This is a genomic window from Bradyrhizobium sp. STM 3562, assembly GCF_045571435.1.
Classification (GTDB): Bacteria; Pseudomonadota; Alphaproteobacteria; order Rhizobiales; family Xanthobacteraceae; genus Bradyrhizobium.
In genome coordinates this window covers 5,957,274-5,973,185 of record NZ_CP120694.1, presented here as the reverse complement: position 1 = coordinate 5,973,185, position 15,912 = coordinate 5,957,274, and the positions used below count along the sequence as shown (strand labels likewise).

The following is a 15,912-nucleotide window of genomic DNA, read 5'->3' as shown; positions in this document are numbered from 1 at the left end:
GTTTACTTGACAGATCAGGCGCCGTTCCGGCGCGGCGCACCGCAACTGCCCAATTGCCCGTTACAGCGCACTACTCGGAGAACCAACACGGCTTGGATAGGTGCACCCGATGCACCGCGCCGCCAAACGCATGATGCCCGACCATGCACCGATGGAGAGCATGTCGGCCGCGAGGTCCACATGCGGCGCTCATCATCAAACTCTCGATCGAGAGACGAGCGGCGTCACACGAGCTTTCAACTTGGTCATCCTAGCCGTGTTCAGCTGACTCAGGCGCCGCCGGAAATCCGAGGGCCGCCGCCTCGTAACTAGAGCACTCTTCTAGCAGCACGTGTGTTCCCTCGTCGGGCAAGCGGCACACGGCAGTCCCCCGAGCGGAACGCCGATTGTTGGATTGAGAGCTGCCGCTGGTAAGGCGTTCGCAGCGGGCTTGTCTGGGGAGTTCCTAATGAATACGCGGCCAATCGACCTAGTTGCTACGTCAGGCGAGAAGATGAAGAGTTGTCGTCGGCCCGGTTTGGCACACACCAAGCGTTGGTAAAAGGAGAAGGTGAAAATGATTTCTGAGGTGTTCATCACCTGTGCGGTCACAGGCGGAGGGGATGCGGTGGAGCGTAGCCCCTATGTGCCGGTGACACCGGAGCAGATCGCCGACTCGGCCATCGAGGCAGCGCGAGTGGGAGCGACCGCGGTGCACATCCACGTGCGTGATCCCGATACTCGGCGAGGCTCGCGTGATCCGGTACTATTTCGGGACGTTGTGCAGCGCATTCGGAAGTCGGATGTGAATCCGGTGATCAACCTGAGTGTGGGAATGGGCGGCGACCTCGTGCTGGGTGGGGCGCACTCTCCGCTGCTGCTGGGGGTCGGGACGGACATGGCGGGCGCGCTTGAGCGGCTCGCACACGTCGAAGAGCTGCTGCCTGAGATTTGCACGCTGGATTGCGGATCGATGAACTTCGGTCCTCGCAGCGACTATGTCATGCTCAACGCCCCCGGGATGCTGCGCGCGATGGCCGCACGCGTGCAAGAGCTCGGAGTTCGTCCTGAGCTCGAGGTGTTCGATACCGGGCATCTGGTACAGGCGCACGAGTTGATCAAAGAGGGGCTGATCAGCGACCCGCCGCTGATTCAGCTATGCATGGGGATTCGCTACGGCGCGCCGGACGATCCGGCCACGCTGACAGCTCTCGTGCACCAGCTCCCGGCCGGTGCGGTCTACTCGGCTTTTTCGATTGGACGGATGCAGCTTCCGTACGTGGCGTTGGCGCCATTAGTCGGCGCAAACGTGCGGGTGGGACTGGAGGACAATCTGTACGTCTCCCGCGGGCGGCTGGCGACCAACGCCGAGCTCATCCGGCGTGCGATCGAGATTCTCGAGCGGATCGGTGTGCGGGTGATGACTCCGAATGAGATGCGCGAGAAGCTCGCATTAAAAGTTCATGTCTGAGAGGCCAAAGTCCATAGCTAAGAGCCGGACGCGAGCGGTTGGGCTGGGGCCGGTATCGGCGGCAGGTGGGCCGCAAAGTAGAGTCGGCAGCATCAGCACTCGCGACGCCTAGCCAGGCGCTTGCGCCGGATACCTTGACCTGGTCCTCGACGGGTTGCGCCTTCCCTCTGGAGGCGAGGTGGATCACCCCAACCGCCTTGTCGCCGCACACGCGTTCAACTTAAGCAAAGCATTAGGTTCGATAACCTGCGCTGTTGCCGTGCAGACGGGATTGACGGTTCGCAGCGGCTTTTCGGAGCAGGTCCTTGAGCTTGGAAAAGACCGTACGCATCCGGCGAAGGCCCCGGCTGGGCCGTTTTGGCGCAAGGCTGATCGAGCTTAAGCGGCGTGAGCGACGCTTTGAGGCTGCGCCAATTCCAAGGCAGCAGTTCGTCAATGCGCTTGGCAGGGTGATCCGGTAGGCGCGCCAGTACGCCGGCAAGCCCAAGCCCGTGGGTCGATGTCATTGAGTTTGTCGGAGGCGATGAGGCTGTAGATGGCGGCCGCGCGCCGGCCGCCCTCGTCGGACCCGGCGAAGGTCCAATTTTTTTCGTCCCATGCGACCGCCCGTAACTCGTCCTCGGCAGCATTGTTCGACATGCAAAGCCGACCGTCATCAAGGAAGCGGCTAAATGCATCCCAGCGGCTGATGCAGTAATTGATCGCTTTGGGCACTGCGCCTATCACTGATGGGGTGGACGCCCCCTCACGGCTTCCCTGTGGCAAGGTGGCCGTGTTCATCATTCGAAACGGAGGTTCTCATGCCAGGCGTTGGTACAATTGGGTTGGATCTTGCGAAGCACGTGTTTCAGGTACATGGCTCGAGCGTTTCAGGAGCCGTGATCTTCCGCAAGAAGCTGCGACGAGATCAGGTACTCAAGTTTTTCGCCACGCAGCCGGCCTCTACGGTTGCCATGGAAGCCTGCGCGAGCAGCCATCATTGGGGCGAGAGATCGCAAAATTGGGGCGTCAGATTCGCCTCATTGCACCCGCTTACGTCAAGCCGTATGTGAAGCGGCAAAAGAACGACGCAGCCGATGCGGAAGCGATCTGTGAAGCCGCACAGCGGCCAACCATGCGTTTCGTAGCAATAAAAACAGAAGAGCAACAGGCAGCGTCTCTAGTATTTCGTGCTCGCGATCTTCTGGTTCGCCAGCGAACCCAAATCATCAATGCAATACGAGGCCATCTGGCTGAGTTCGGGATCGTCGTCGCAAAGGAGCCCTGTCACGTCGCCAAACTCCTGGATAGGATAGCAGATATCCCCGCGATGGCCCAATCGATCCTACAATTGCTCATCTCCAGTTGCAGTCCCTGGATGAGAAGATCGCCCATTTAGACCAAGAACTCGCCCATCGTGTTAAAGCGGATACGGAAGCCAAGCGATTAATGACCATTCCCGGGATAGGGCCTGTTACCGCGACAGCGCTTGTTGCGTTAGCCCCGACTGCTCAGGCCTTCAAGAAGGGCCGCGATTTTGCAGCTTGGCTCGGTCTAACACCGCTGCAGCGCTCAACCGGGGGAAAGCAGAAGCTTGGTGAGACCTCTCGAATGGGTGAGCGAACACTACGCAGACTACTGATCATCTGCGCAAGTGCTGCGGTGCGATGGGCAAGGCGCAGGGGCTCTTCCGACCCATGGCTCACGAACATGTTGAATCGTAAGCCACCCATGCTGGTGATTGTGGCGCTGCCAACAAGATGGCGCGCATAGTCTGGGCATTGATGGCAAGAGGCGGAACGTATCGAGCTCCGGTATGGCGGGCTAGCTTCACCACTGCCCGCGGTGCGAGAAGGTCGAACGGAGAGTATGGCGCAACGGTCAGAGACGGGATCGGGAAAACCAAGTTATGGACACGCGCCCCGAGCGCGCATCACTGAATTGGACCCGCTCCGCGAACTCCCATACGGGCCGGCGGCAAATAACGGCCGCATCAGAGGCCGCACCCGACCGCGCTCCTTGCTCGTTCCAGAGATTCTTCTTGCATCACTGGGGGCGTCCACACATGTCCATAAGGACAGTTCTCAACAACACGCCTCATTCGGCAAGGCGGCCTTCACCGGGCTTCACCGGCTTTCAATTACCCATAACTTTGACCACTCGGGCTGATCTGTCGCGCGCCATGGAAAACTGCCCCCTCGGCGTCACGAGGAATTGCCCCCTCCTTGGATAGCCGAGGAGAGAGCTAATGAACGAGGAACGAATCACGGAAAGCTCATCGTGGATTGATCCACGGGGGCAGGTGATGAAGACGCCGGATGACGTGGCGGAGATGTTGCGCCTGAGGGCGTGCGGGTGGGGTCTGAAGCGGATTGCCCGGCAACTGGGCTGCAGCCACCACACCGTGAAGGACTACGTGGCGGCGGGCGGGCTGAAGGCGTTCAAATCGCCTGAGCGGACGAACGACTCCATGGCCTCGAGGGTTGGCTGCGCGAGAGGTTCATTCGGCATCGCGGCAATGCGGATGTGGTGCGCCAGGACCTGTTGACCGAAACAGGCGTGGCAGTCAGCCGGCGAACGTTGCAACGCGCCGTGCAGCCCTATCGGCAGGCGCTGAAGGCCGAAGCGCTGGCGACGACGCGGTTCGAGACGCCGCCGGGCCGGCAGCTGCAGATCGACTTCGGCGAGCGCCTGGTCGAGATCGGCGGGGTGAAGATCAAAGCATTCGTGTTCGTGGCGACGCTCGGGCATTCGCGGCGGCTGCATGTCCGTGCGTTCCGGGCCGAGAAGCAAGAGCACTGGTTCGCCGGGCTCGAGAGTGCATTTACGACCTTCGGCGGCGTGCCGGAGGAAGTGCTGATGGACAATCCACGCGCCCTCGTGGTGCGCCACGACGCGGTGAGCCGGTCGGTTCAGTTTAACGACAAGCTCATCGCGTTCGCGAAGCACTGGGGCTTCCGTCCTCGCGCCTGCGCGCCGTATCGGGCGCGCACGAAGGGCAAGACGGAGAATGGCGTCGGCTCCGTGAAGAAGAACGCGATCGCGGGGCATTCCTTCGCTAGTTGGGAGGCATTCGAGGCGCATCTCGCCGAGTGGGAGCGTGAGGTGGCGAACGTGCGTATCCACGGCACGACCGGCGAGGCGCCGATCGCTCGCTTTGCGCGTGACGAGGCACACCGGTTGAAGCCGCTCGGCGGGCAGCCGTCGTTCGGATCGTTGCGCGAACTGACCCGTGTCGTCGGCAACGATTGAGCCGTCGAGATCGATACAAACAGCTACTCGGTGCCTTGGCGGCTGATCGGGGAGCGCGTGGCAGTGACGGTCGCGGCCGGCGAGGTGCGCGTCCGCCACGGCATGCGCGAGGTTGCGGTCCACAAGCAATCGGAGGGTCGCCGGCTGCGGATCGTCGATTCCGCCCACCTCGACGGGGTTGCCGGCCGCAATGGCGCGGTCTGCCGACCGGCAATCGCGACACCGACAGTGCCGGCGCCTTCTCCACTGCCCTCGTTGTTGCGTCCTCTTGCCGAATACGAAGCAGCGATCGGAGGGAGCTTCTGATGGCGCGCGCAAAGAAGGTCACCGAAGCACCAATCGATCGGCTCGAGGCCATGCTGGCGCGATTGCAGCTCTCCGGCATCCGCGACCAGCTCGACAACCTGCTCGACGAGGCGGCGCGCGCGAACCTGTCGGCGCGTGAGACGCTGATCCTGCTGTGCGAGCGCGAGATCGCGCGCAAGGATCATCGCCGCATCGAGATGGCACTGAAACTCGCACACTTCCCGGCCGTGAAGGAGCTTGCGGGCTTCGACTTCGAGGCGCAGCCGTCGATCGATCCGAAGCAGATCCGCGACCTGGCCGCGTCACGTTGGATCGCCAACGGCGAGAACGTGCTGCTGCTCGGCCCGCCGGGCGTCGGTAAGACGCACTTGTCGATCGCGCTCGGGCGAGAGGTGAATCACTTGTGATTCCTTGCTGAGCACCTGATTCGCGAGGGGCTCTCTATGGGGCTGACATTAAGTGATCGATCGGCAAAAGGCAGTTTGCGGTCCTTGAAAGGTGAATGTTGGGATGAGAGAGTAGTGGATGCGAGTTTAGGGACGCGCGGCTCGGCGACAGCTTCCGCAAGCTGCTCACGCAGATTGGAAGCGCTATGGGACAAAGCATTCCGCTCGTCTGCCAGGATTGGGCGAATACCAAGGCAGCCTACCGGTTCTTCTTCTCTAATGACGGGTCAGCGAAGCGGACATTCTGGCCGGCCATTTCCAATCGAGACGTGATCGTGCCGCCGCCACTGAAGGTCTCGTTCTTGTGCTGCACGATACAACCGAGTTCACCTATCAACGCGAGAAGTCAGAAGCGATCGGCATCACCAAGAGCATAAACAGTGGACGGGATAGGGCGGGTCGCCTCAGATCGCACACGGTTTGCGGCATCCCGATGCATTCGAGCCCTCGCGGTCACAATCGAGGGGATGCCGCTGGGGTTGGCGGCCGTTAAGTTCTGGACCCGCAAGAAATTCAAGGGGACGGCCGCGCTTAAAAAGAAGATCAATCCGACCCGGATTCCCATCGAGAAAAAGGAAAGCGTCCGGTGGTTGGAAAATCTCAAGCAGTCTACCCAACTCTTTGATCATCCGGGACGATGCATCCATATTGGTGATCGCCAGAGTGACATATACCAGCTTTTCTGCGCGGCACAGGCGATCGGAACTCATTCCGGATCAGGACCTGCGTCGACCGCTTGGCTGGAGACGGGAATCACACGATGGCCGACGAAATGGACGAGGTCGCCGTCAAAGGGCTCCATCGCATCGAAGTCAGAGACAGCAACGGCGATCCCGACGAGGCCGTTCTTGAGATCAGATATCGCAAGATTCGCGTCCTGCCGCCGATCGGAAAGCAGAAGCGCTATCCCGCTCTGACCCTGACGGTGATCCATGCCGAGGAGCGCGGGACGCCGAAAAACAGAAAGAAGATCGATTGGAAGCTGATCACCGACCTGCCTGTTGGTTCCCGCACCGACGCCATTGAGAAGCTCGAATGGTATGCTTTGAGATGGAAGATCGAGGTGTTCCACAAGATCCTCAAATCGGGCTGCAAAGCTGAGGAGTCGAAGCTCAGGACCGCCCAGCGTCTGACCAATCTGATCTCGCTGTTTTGCATCCTGAGTTGGCGGGTCTTCTGGATGACGATGCTCAACCGTTCCGCCCCAGACACGCCGCCAACCGTCGCGTCGACCGCGACTGAAATCGACGTGCTCGATCGCCTCGTCAACGACAAACCAAAAGCAAAAAAGAAAATGCTCTCGCGACTATCTGATCAAGATCGCCCGGCTCGGCGGTCATCTCCCCCGCGCCAGCGATCCGCCGCCCGGCAATACCGTTATGCGGCGCGGGCTGTCACGCCTCACCGACATCGCGCTGGGCGCGATGGTCGGAGGAGAATTCGTCGGTAATTGAAAGCCGGTGAGCCGCTTTGCTGGATCACGTCCGAGCGCGAGATGGTTTGCTCATTAATTTGTAAATAAGCAAACACGACGACGGTTACGGTTCTATCTGGTCGAGAGCGACGAAAGAGGTCGAGGACTGCACGGAAACTTCTGATCGTCGAGGAGAGTTCGCCTGGGCCCAGTCTCGTCGACATCGCTGAACGCCATGATGTTCACGCGATTTGCTCGGAGTTTCGCGGCGTCAAAGACTAAGTCGGCTTTGCGGCAGTCTCCGTTGCGCCAGATCATCAAACCGTTAACGGCGCCCTCCGTGACCGCTATTGAGATTGAGTCCGCGGCCGGAGTTCGAATGCGGATCACCGGTTCGGTCGGCGCCGCGACGCTGATATCAGAGGTGGCAGCGCTATCTGATGGACGGGCGCGATGATTCGGTTGCCGGTCGGCGTGCGAGTGCGGCTGACGACCGGCTACATTGACATCCGGAATTATGCGTAACACACGATTAGGGTCCACGGCCAGCCGATCCGAAGTTTTTCTACTTCTCAGTAGCCTAGATTGACACCCGTGCGATCTGGTCTCAGCAAAATTCGAGGTTTCGTTCGCTGTCTTGATGAGAACGAGAGGAAGCCAACCTTCGTCAAGCTGAAGCAAGGTTGCAGCAATCATCGGCCTAGTATGGAGGCGAGCGATCTCGCCCGGCAGTGACAGAGCTTATGGCCGCATCTCGGACGCTGAGACATTCCTGCTTGACGGTGAGCGGCTACGAGCGTTCAGCTCGCCAATTCGCTTGTTGGCTCAGTAGGGAAGGCTTGCAATCGGCAACATCGACGAGGATGTCGTCTCGGCGTTGCCGCGCTACGTCGGTACGCCGATGTCGATCACGCGATCATCACCGGAATTCTGGGCCATGTTTAACGCAGCCCGGCGTCTTCCGCGCCAGAGAACAGGGGGGTTACATCGTACGCATACGACGAGGACCGCCTGATTGACGCATGCGCGCCGGCACTGCAAGCTTTATGATGGCGTTACGCGAAGATCAGGCGGCCTGCTGATCGGCGGGCTTGTCGCCCTGGCGCAGGAGCTTCCATTCCCAGGGCAGCAATTCGTGCAGACGCGACACGGGAAGACCGGCGATACGAGCGAGGATGTCGGCGAGCCAGGCCTTGGGATCGACGTCGTTGAGGCGATAGGTCGTGATCATCGTCAGCATGAGGGCGGCCGGTCAGCGCCGCGCTGGCTTCCGGCAAAGGTCCAGTTGCGCCTTCCCAAGCCGATGCCTCTCAATGCGCGCTCAGCGCAATTGTTGGTCAAGCAGATCCTGCCATCGTCGAGGAAGCGGGCGCAGTCGTCCCAGCGCACGAGCATGTAATTGATCGGCTTCAGGACCTCGGAGGAGCGCGAGAGGGTTTCGCGCTCACGCAGCATCCAGGCGTGCATGTCCTCGAGAAGCGGCTTGCTCTGTTCCTGCGCACGGCGCGCCGCTCGTCGGCGCCGCGGCCGTTAATGGCGCGCTCGATCTCGAACAACGCATCCAGGCGTCTGAGCGCCTCCAGCGCGATCGGAGAGGTCGGTTTGCCCTTCTTACCTTCCCGGGCATTTTTCCCAGCGCCCGCGTCCGTCAAACAAGGTGGCTCTCAACCGAGGGATACGCTACATCCGACCAGTTAATATTTACGTGGCGAACTCTTCCCGCGCGCTTTGACCAGGGCCGTGCGATAGGCCACGACGCCCAATGGGGATCGGCAACTAAAATAACCGAGGCTCCTCGATGACATGCAGTTCGAACGGCGATGAAAGCTAACCCCGGCCGAAGCAGTCGTGATCTCGCCAGAGTATGCCGGCGCTGGCGGCGAGAAGCCCTCCTGGGCGCTCCGGACTGCGCGAAGTTCGATTACGCGGCGTTCTGTTTGGCCTTAGTCAAGGGCCCCTATTGGGGGCAAAGCGAGAATATTGATTGCGAAGCGAGTCATCATGCACGTGTCGCGCTCCCGGGTTTCCGGCACGAACTCAAGCATTGCGCAACCGATGTTGCGGGCTAGAGCTTACCTCAAGCCGCATGCAACGCGTGGAGTTCTCGGCCCATAATGGTTATCATTGAGTTTTCGCGTTCTCACAACGTCAGATGCAGGCCGGCATCGATGCGCACGCATTCGCCGGTCATGTTGCTCGACGCGGGGCTTGCCAGAAAACAGACCAGCTGCGCGACATCATCAGCTGTCGATGCCAGCTTGAGTGGCACACGCGCCATCACAGCCTCTCGCAAAAGTCGAGCATCTGTTTCGCCACAACCTTTGACGAACCAGGGCGTGTCGATATAGCCAGGACAAACGGTGTTAACGCGAATGGAAGGTGCCAGCGCCCGGGCCAGCCACAGAGTCATGGCATTCAGCGCGCCCTTGCTCGCCGAGTACGCGACCGATGAGCCATTACCGCTGATGCCGGCGGCCGAAGACACGTTCACCACCGCGGTCGGCCGTCCGCCCGCTTTGGCGCCGGCCTCGAGCAGCGGTCGCGTCGCACGGATCATCTGATAAGCTCCGACGGTATTGACGGCATAGATGCGCTGAAAATCCTCCGCCGAGAGCCCGTCCCAATCGTGAGAGGGCACATGTTTTGTAGTACCGGCATTGTTGACGAGCACATCGAGCCGTCCCCACAGAGCAGCGGCCGCCACGATCTTTCTGCAATCATCATCGCGAGAGACGTCGCCTTGCACCAGTAGGACCTCGGCAGCGCCCGCCTGGCGGCAGGCTTCTGCCGTGACCTCGGCTTCCTCTTGGCTCTTGCAAAAATTAACGATGATCCTCGCCCCGCCTTTGGCCAAGAGAGCAGCGGTCGCCGCTCCAAGCCCCGACGCCGATCCTGTTACGATCGCGCAAAATCCATCCTTCATCATCACCTCTTCTTGAGAGTTCAATCGCATGTTATCGGGCGGCACACCAGCTCGCGGAGCAGAACCCGCGCGAAGTTTCTGATGTATGGCGCGGAATTGAGGCGGGTGCGCTGCCGGCGGTAGCATGAAGCAGCATCTGCTCTTCCGTGTGCGTCCCAGCTGCCTGTGGTCACCTAATGGGGTAAGGCTTTCCCGTTATTTCGGCTACGTTCTCTAAGATGGCGTCGCACAGCCGCTCTATGTCGCGGACATCATGCTCCGCAGTAATGCACACCCGAATGCCGGCCCTGCATTGATCGAGATCTGGGAGGAACGTCACCAGCGTATAAAAGCCGGAATCGAAAAGTCGCTTTGCGATTGCAATCGCATTCGTCTCCGATCCGATTGCGATGACTCGGATCGGAAGTGAATTTCCTTGCCCGGCGGTTGCGACACGACGGTCAAAGAGATCAATGCGTTGCGCCAATCGCCTCTGCCGCTGGCCCAGTTCTGCGGAACGGTGAATTTTACATGACCCGAGCGCAGCGCCAACCGCTGCCAGATTGGGGGCCGCCGAAAACGCTTGGGGAATGGAGTGCCGTCGAAACAGCGCCTCGTGATCCGCTGCTCCTAGCATCAACACTCCGCCAGACGCGCCGAAACCCTTGGCCAGCGAGGCTGTTATGATGGTTCTATCACCGAGCTCTTGCGGAAGCTGAGAGCGAGCAAATCCTTCACCTTGAGGGCCGAAGATTGACAAGCCATGAGCATCATCGATGTAGAGAAAGAGGCCATAACGTTCCTGTAACTCACGCAGCTCCTCGATCGGCGAATGGCTTCCCCTGGAGTAAATACCATCGCATACATAGGCGACCACGGGATTTTCACGGCATAGGCGTTCGAGAGCGTCCATGTCCTTATGCGCGATCGTTTTTACTCGCGTTTCGTTGGCCGCCACCGGCTTGTGATAAGCGAGCGAGACGTGTGCAGAATGATCGAACACCAGTAGCGGCTTCTTGCCGCCCGTCAATAGACCCGAAGCAAGGACGGGCATGGCACAAAAATTGGCGAGCATGGCGCTGGAAAAGGCGAGCACGCGCGCGTTGAAGATCTCGGACAGAATTTCCTCAAGCTCTGTCAGAAGTGCGAAGCGGAGCGGCGTCGCGGCTGAGGACCAATCCAATGGCCGCTTCGCCTCAATCGCCTCCGTCGCCCCAGCTATGATCACCGGATGATTGTCGAGGCCGAGATATGAGCACCGCACGAAATCAATTACCTGTGTACGGCTGCCAAGCGCATAGTTCCCAGAATTAGTGGGGCGTCCGGTCCTGAAACGATCGCCGACGGCTGTGAGCCCCGCCATCGCTGGGTCGAAATATGGCGCGCTGTCGATCTTCAGGTACGTCGGCTCCGCAGCCCCTCCAGTTGCAAGTCCCCCATCCGGCGGAGCGATCTGCTGTTGCATTTCATTCCCAATTCCAATTTGTCGGCGATATTCAGGCCGCCGCTCAGCTGTGCCCAGGGACGATAAGGCTTGGCGACATCGGGTAAGCACCGGAGGTGCTTGCCAAGTCTTGCGGCAGCGCGGTCGTCCTCTCTCGAGAAGCAAGCTAAATCACTAACAAGCTCGCTTGGGCAGCTACCAAATGTGACAGGACTAGCCCCAGACGGATCGTTACGCCAGCCACTCCCGCCGGTGGACCAATGGAAAAGCAGTTGCGTGGCCTGGGCCTTTACACCCGACAGGCAGCATGATGCCAGCTTTAATTACGGAGCTGAGGGAGCGCACAAACCGTCACATCGCAGGAATTCACCACAATTGCTTGTCTGGCACCGATTCGCAGGGGCGCTCGTAATGGACGAAGGAGCCGGCGCAAAATCCAGTTCGATTTCGCGCGATACTTCGACGATGGCTTCTGGATGATGGCCATTCTCGAACAGAGCATATTTGATTGCCTGGGCGCGGTTCAAGAATACGCCGCCGAAAAGGCCGTTCTGTTCGCGAGCAACCCAGTTGCCGCGCGAATCTTTGCCAACAAACACGGCTGACGCTGGGGAGCTGCATGAAGTCTGGACAACAAGCTGCATTTCCTAGTCCTTCTTAAAGAGATCGCGTTTCAGTCGCTGCGTGCAAGGCGAGACTGTTGCTGTTCAAAGGATCGGACTGTTGCGTGCGGTGCGCGAGTTCAGTCCATCGAAAAAGAAGGAGAAGATCGCCGCTCGGGACGGAATCTTCGAGCGAGAGAAGCATCTGGCACGCCACAGGCATGGGTGCGATCTTATCAAAGTCTCCGATTAAGCCGAACCGTCGTATTGCCTCATGCCGTGCTGGTTAAACGCTTGTAGCAATCTGGTTGAGCGGCTGGCTCGAGCGTGTGGCAACGTCGTTGAATTGTGCCGCTGTGCCGCACGAAAGCACAGACTACGTCAACCCATTCGTTGGGATCAATTTGGGCAAGTGTCATCGGCTACTCCTGGAATGAACTCACGCCTCTGGCGGCGGCGCTTTCCTTCGTCTGAGCAATTGGCGTGCCAATCGCGGTGTCTGCTGCCCACGTTGTGCAACGGTAGGGATGGTGCCTCACAAGACTCTGCAACCCATCGTACCGCATTTGTCGACTTTCCGACATCAGCACTGCGGGTGTGGTCGTATCGTTGTAAGCGGTCCCGTCAGCATCCCGGCGTGATGCGCGTCTGGGACCGCGAGCTGAAGAGCGCGTCGTTCAAAGCGTCCATCATTCGCCTAGCTGGCAGTCTGATCGATGAAGCTCCTCTGCATCCGCGTATCGCTCCGGTATGGGTCGCCTTCCGCAATCTAGTCACGTGAGTCTGAAGCTCGCCACATAATGTCTGCGATTGTGACGAAAGCGCGTGACAGAAGCCAAGAGCTGGTTTGGGGACTTGGTCCATTTGAAGGGCTTCAGGTTGTTATTGTGCAGTTTGATGAAGGTCCGGATGGCGGCTTCGAGTTGCCTCACCGAATGTGAACACCTCGTTGGAGTTGCGTTCTGGTGAATTCCGCGAACCAGCGCTCGATGCGAATTGATCCATGACGCAGAAGTCGGAGTGAAGTCAACATGATAGTGCGGTCGGCGAGCGAGCCACGCTTTTATCTTGGGCGCCTAGCGGGTTGCTTAGTTGTCCACGACGATATGGCCAGCGAGCCCCTCAGGGATTTGAGCGTCGATCTCTTTGACGAACTTCAAGAACTCGATCGTCCGATGCCGCTTGTGGCATTTTCCAATGACAAACCCGGACGCGACACCGAGCGCGGCAAAAAGCGCAGTCGTACAATGCCGCACCTACCTGTGCGTGAGACGTTCCCGACGCTAGGCATGATCGGTAAGACTGTTTGCTCGCGGTCGGGCGCCTGTGTCTGACTCTTCTCATGGACGTTGAGGACAACGGCTCGGTTCGGGGAGCATAGATAACGCTCGACAATATCGCGTACCCGCTCGACAGTTAAATGTTAAAATGTCCGGCTGCGGTACGGCTGCAAGCCGAAAGCCGTCCACACATTCGGCGGATCGTAGCGTGAGAAAAGCCAGTTTCCGCAGCCATCGAGCGGATGGGTCAGTTCGTCGCGTCGGATCGCGTTGTACGCAATGGTCCGCTCGATTAGCTCAGAAAGCTGATCGCCGTCGATGGTTCAAGGGCGGCGAGGGCGGGCTTCGTTCAAGCAGGCCATCGCCGCGGTCCTTCAAGAATCAGCGGCGCCACTTGCCAAGTGTGTGTTCATGGATGCGAACTTGGACAGCCACAGACTTGCTTAGCAAGCCCTCTGCACACCGCAGGATCGCACGGCATCGCTCGGACAGCGATCGGGCTACACCATAAGGATGAGCCTGTGCGCTCTTGCGGCACTCAGCACCAGCGGCTCGATTGGTCGGCCTCTAACATCTGCATTCGCCACAGGCGCTCTCCTCTGCAGAGAGTCGGGCCATCATATCTGACGAACGTCCGTTCCAGATGACTAGGCTGTCGCGATCGTAGTCCGAGAGCCGATACCACCGCGCGCCTATGCGCTGGTCAGACGAGTTGCTCATTGTAGAGTTCCAGTCGTCGGCCGGTTCGACGAGTGAAAGATCGCGTGTAATCAAAACATCGTAATTGTCGGAAGAGGTCGGCTGAGACGGTGAACTAATCACGTCTACAATTACGCCATTGGTTTCAGCGGAGAATGCGTGGAGATTCGGAATGAGAAATGTGTAGGCGAAGGTCGAAAGCGATGTACGGACCACAATCCGATTGGCGTCCGGCTGAATCCGGCTGCGCATTCGTTTGGCGGTGAAGCACACGGTATCCAGTGGTTCGGCAACTGTGTTCGCAAAGAGCCTCCCGAATTCGGTCAATTCGCTCCGTCGGCCGCGCCTCTCGATCAGGTCTGTACCCAGATAGTGCTGCAGCACAGCTAGGTAGCGGCTGACCGAGCTCTGTGTCATTCCCAATGCGTGAGCCGCGCGCGTTACGCTTCCTTCTCGGGCGATCGTAACAAACACCCGGATCGCATTGAGCGGCACTTCATCGCTTTCAGTAGCCAATTTCTGCTCCGGCAGCTTCTGCAATGGCGCCCAGTTGTTCCCGGCAGACATTGCCATGAAAGTTGTCATCACGTTATTCAATGTTTATAGCCGGATTGCTGCTTATCAGTAAGCCAAGCTGAGGCCGTTCAGGCTTGGAAATTCCTAGGCATCAGGGGCTCGATCTGAGAGATCGGCCAGTCCCGCGCGATGCGCTCGAGAGTTTGCGTGAGCCATACATGTGGATCGACCTCATTCATTTTCGCCCTCTGCAATGCTCGCGCAGATCCGACCGCCACCATGCGATCCGGCAAAGCGCGCATTCTTCCGCGTAATCGTTTGCGGCCTTATTGCCCGCTCGACAACGCTCGAGTCGATCTCGATGCGGCCATCGGTCAGGAAGCGCTCGAGGGCTGCGACCCTCGATAGAGCGTGGCGGACCGCCTCGGCCAACTTGGATTTGCCGGACAGGCGGGCAGCTCCTTTGTCCATCGCGGGCGATGGCGCTGGACTTGTCCTTTCACCCGCGTCGCGGATCCTGGCCGCAGATGTCGCCTCGATCTCCCATAGCCCGGCCATGGTCGTGACGGTCTGCGTCGCCAGGTGCTAGCTCTCGCTGACGTGCAGCCCGGAGAATGGCCTCCGACGTAGGCAAAGCAGGCAGCCAGTGTTACGCCCTCATTGGCACCCGCCGACCTGGCGAGCCGATTAAGGCGGCATAGCCGTCGACGTGCAGAATGCCCGCAAAACCCGCCGGATGGCGCTCAATGCATTCGCCGCCGCGGCTGTCCTCGAAGCGATAAGCCACCATCGGCGGACCGTTGCCGCCCAAAGGCCGGTCGTCCCGAGCATATGCCCACAGCCAAGCTTCTTGCGCCTTGCCCGATCCGGGAGCGAGTGTCGGCAAGGGCGTCTCATCGGCCAAGATCCGCTGACCCTGTTTGATGTTCTCCAGTACAAAATCGGCCAACGGCTACGGTTCGAAGCCGACCTTGCCTATCCATTGCGCCATCAGCGATCGGTCGAGATCGACACCATCACGCGCATAGATCGCCTCCTGCGGGCACAGCGGCAAAGCCATAGCCGTATTTGGTCGCTGCGATCTGGGCGAGAACTGCTTCGGTTGCGACGGTAGTACCGCGTGTGCCCCAGCCGTCGTAGTTGGCTGTGACCGTCATTGCATAAGCCACGACATCGTGCCAGGGTTAGTACCCATTACCCACCTCCGCCACGTGGGATCCTCCGTCGCGCCGATGCTGCGATAAAACGACTGCGCTAATACATTCTCCCTCCGCACGAACCAGTAGAAGCAGTCGTGTCCCGTCGCATGCGCGTGCAAGGCCATTTGGCCCATGAGCTTTTGACCAAGGCGCCGACCGCGGTGCTGCGGATCAACATAGAGCCACTTCAGCATCAGCAATGGCTGCAGCGTATGCATGAACGGGATTTCGTAATGCACTGCCATTCCTACGAGTGTTCCTCTGCTTAAGTCTGCAACGTAAGCGCCAAACTCCGGCCGCTTACTGAAGCCACGCCGAAGCAGCTCCGATTCGTTCAGCCGGAAGTTTTGACAGCCCTCAAAACTGACAATCGCATGCATAAGCCTAAGCAACTCTGGCATGTCGCTCTCGTTCATTGGGCGT

The 15,912-nt window shown here is 59.4% G+C and carries 7 protein-coding genes and 8 pseudogenes; 7 read left to right on the top strand and 8 right to left on the bottom strand.

Annotation, left to right across the window (positions count from 1 at the left end):
• Nucleotides 1-556 precede the first annotated feature (556 nt).
• Entirely contained in the window at nucleotides 557-1,450 is an 894-nt protein-coding gene (locus P6U23_RS27695; RefSeq protein ID WP_407175626.1) for a 3-keto-5-aminohexanoate cleavage protein, read from the top strand.
• A 410-nt stretch (nucleotides 1,451-1,860) separates the two neighbouring features.
• On the opposite strand, the pseudogene P6U23_RS27690 reads toward P6U23_RS27695, so the two are convergent.
• A pseudogene (locus tag P6U23_RS27690) lies at nucleotides 1,861-2,158 on the bottom strand (transposase); the annotation flags it as partial.
• Nucleotides 2,159-2,250: 92 nt separating this feature from the next.
• Here P6U23_RS27690 and P6U23_RS27685 point away from each other — a divergent pair.
• The 5 genes and pseudogenes from P6U23_RS27685 to P6U23_RS27665 form a co-directional block, all read left to right on the top strand.
• Nucleotides 2,251-3,243 (top strand): annotated as a pseudogene (locus P6U23_RS27685) (IS110 family transposase); the annotation flags it as partial.
• A 434-nt stretch (nucleotides 3,244-3,677) separates the two neighbouring features.
• A pseudogene (istA, locus tag P6U23_RS27680) lies at nucleotides 3,678-4,987 on the top strand (IS21 family transposase).
• Nucleotides 4,987-5,379 (top strand): annotated as a pseudogene (locus tag P6U23_RS27675) (ATP-binding protein); the annotation flags it as partial. The pseudogenes istA and P6U23_RS27675, both read left to right, overlap by 1 nt.
• 176 nt (nucleotides 5,380-5,555) lie before the next feature.
• On the top strand, nucleotides 5,556-5,810 hold the full coding sequence (locus P6U23_RS27670; protein ID WP_407181603.1) for a transposase DNA-binding-containing protein: 255 nt from the start codon (nucleotides 5,556-5,558) through the stop codon (nucleotides 5,808-5,810).
• Between the two features lie 383 nt (nucleotides 5,811-6,193).
• On the top strand, nucleotides 6,194-6,883 hold the full coding sequence (locus P6U23_RS27665; RefSeq protein WP_407175625.1) for a hypothetical protein: 690 nt from the start codon (nucleotides 6,194-6,196) through the stop codon (nucleotides 6,881-6,883).
• A 1,030-nt stretch (nucleotides 6,884-7,913) separates the two neighbouring features.
• Here P6U23_RS27665 and P6U23_RS27660 read toward each other — a convergent pair.
• The 3 genes and pseudogenes from P6U23_RS27660 to P6U23_RS27650 all read right to left on the bottom strand — a co-directional run.
• Nucleotides 7,914-8,478 (bottom strand): annotated as a pseudogene (locus tag P6U23_RS27660) (transposase); the annotation flags it as partial.
• Nucleotides 8,479-8,987: 509 nt separating this feature from the next.
• Nucleotides 8,988-9,773, bottom strand: a complete 786-nt coding sequence (locus P6U23_RS27655) for an SDR family NAD(P)-dependent oxidoreductase (protein ID WP_407181602.1) — start codon at nucleotides 9,771-9,773, stop codon at nucleotides 8,988-8,990.
• Between the two features lie 166 nt (nucleotides 9,774-9,939).
• Nucleotides 9,940-11,214, bottom strand: a complete 1,275-nt coding sequence (locus tag P6U23_RS27650) for an aminotransferase class I/II-fold pyridoxal phosphate-dependent enzyme (protein ID WP_407175624.1) — start codon at nucleotides 11,212-11,214, stop codon at nucleotides 9,940-9,942.
• 455 nt (nucleotides 11,215-11,669) lie between these two features.
• Here P6U23_RS27650 and P6U23_RS27645 point away from each other — a divergent pair, with 455 nt between their 5' ends.
• Nucleotides 11,670-11,798 carry a hypothetical protein gene (locus P6U23_RS27645; RefSeq protein ID WP_407175623.1) on the top strand — a complete coding sequence of 43 codons (129 nt, stop codon included), beginning with the start codon at nucleotides 11,670-11,672 and terminating at the stop codon, nucleotides 11,796-11,798.
• A 783-nt stretch (nucleotides 11,799-12,581) separates the two neighbouring features.
• Here the strand turns inward: P6U23_RS27645 and P6U23_RS27640 are convergent.
• The 4 genes and pseudogenes from P6U23_RS27640 to P6U23_RS27625 form a co-directional block, all read right to left on the bottom strand.
• Nucleotides 12,582-13,662: pseudogene (locus tag P6U23_RS27640) on the bottom strand (IS630 family transposase); the annotation flags it as partial.
• A gap of 119 nt (nucleotides 13,663-13,781) precedes the next feature.
• Nucleotides 13,782-14,341, bottom strand: a pseudogene (locus P6U23_RS27635) (LysR family transcriptional regulator); the annotation flags it as partial.
• 77 nt (nucleotides 14,342-14,418) lie between these two features.
• Nucleotides 14,419-15,399: pseudogene (gene tnpC / locus P6U23_RS27630) on the bottom strand (IS66 family transposase); the annotation flags it as partial.
• A 44-nt stretch (nucleotides 15,400-15,443) separates the two neighbouring features.
• Nucleotides 15,444-15,905 carry a GNAT family N-acetyltransferase gene (locus P6U23_RS27625; RefSeq protein WP_407175622.1) on the bottom strand — a complete coding sequence of 154 codons (462 nt, stop codon included), beginning with the start codon at nucleotides 15,903-15,905 and terminating at the stop codon, nucleotides 15,444-15,446.
• Between the last annotated feature and the right edge of the window lie 7 nt (nucleotides 15,906-15,912).

Excerpts from the sequence above, each read along its gene's own strand:
- P6U23_RS27695 (WP_407175626.1), top strand. The coding sequence starts at position 557 with ATGATTTCTGAGGTGTTCATCACCTGTGCGGTCACAGGCGGAGGGGAT.
- P6U23_RS27665 (WP_407175625.1), top strand. The coding sequence starts at position 6,194 with ATGGCCGACGAAATGGACGAGGTCGCCGTCAAAGGGCTCCATCGCATC.
- P6U23_RS27655 (WP_407181602.1), bottom strand. The coding sequence starts at position 9,773 with ATGATGAAGGATGGATTTTGCGCGATCGTAACAGGATCGGCGTCGGGG.
- P6U23_RS27650 (WP_407175624.1), bottom strand. The coding sequence starts at position 11,214 with ATGCAACAGCAGATCGCTCCGCCGGATGGGGGACTTGCAACTGGAGGG.
- P6U23_RS27645 (WP_407175623.1), top strand. The coding sequence starts at position 11,670 with ATGATGGCCATTCTCGAACAGAGCATATTTGATTGCCTGGGCGCGGTT.
- P6U23_RS27625 (WP_407175622.1), bottom strand. The coding sequence starts at position 15,905 with ATGAACGAGAGCGACATGCCAGAGTTGCTTAGGCTTATGCATGCGATT.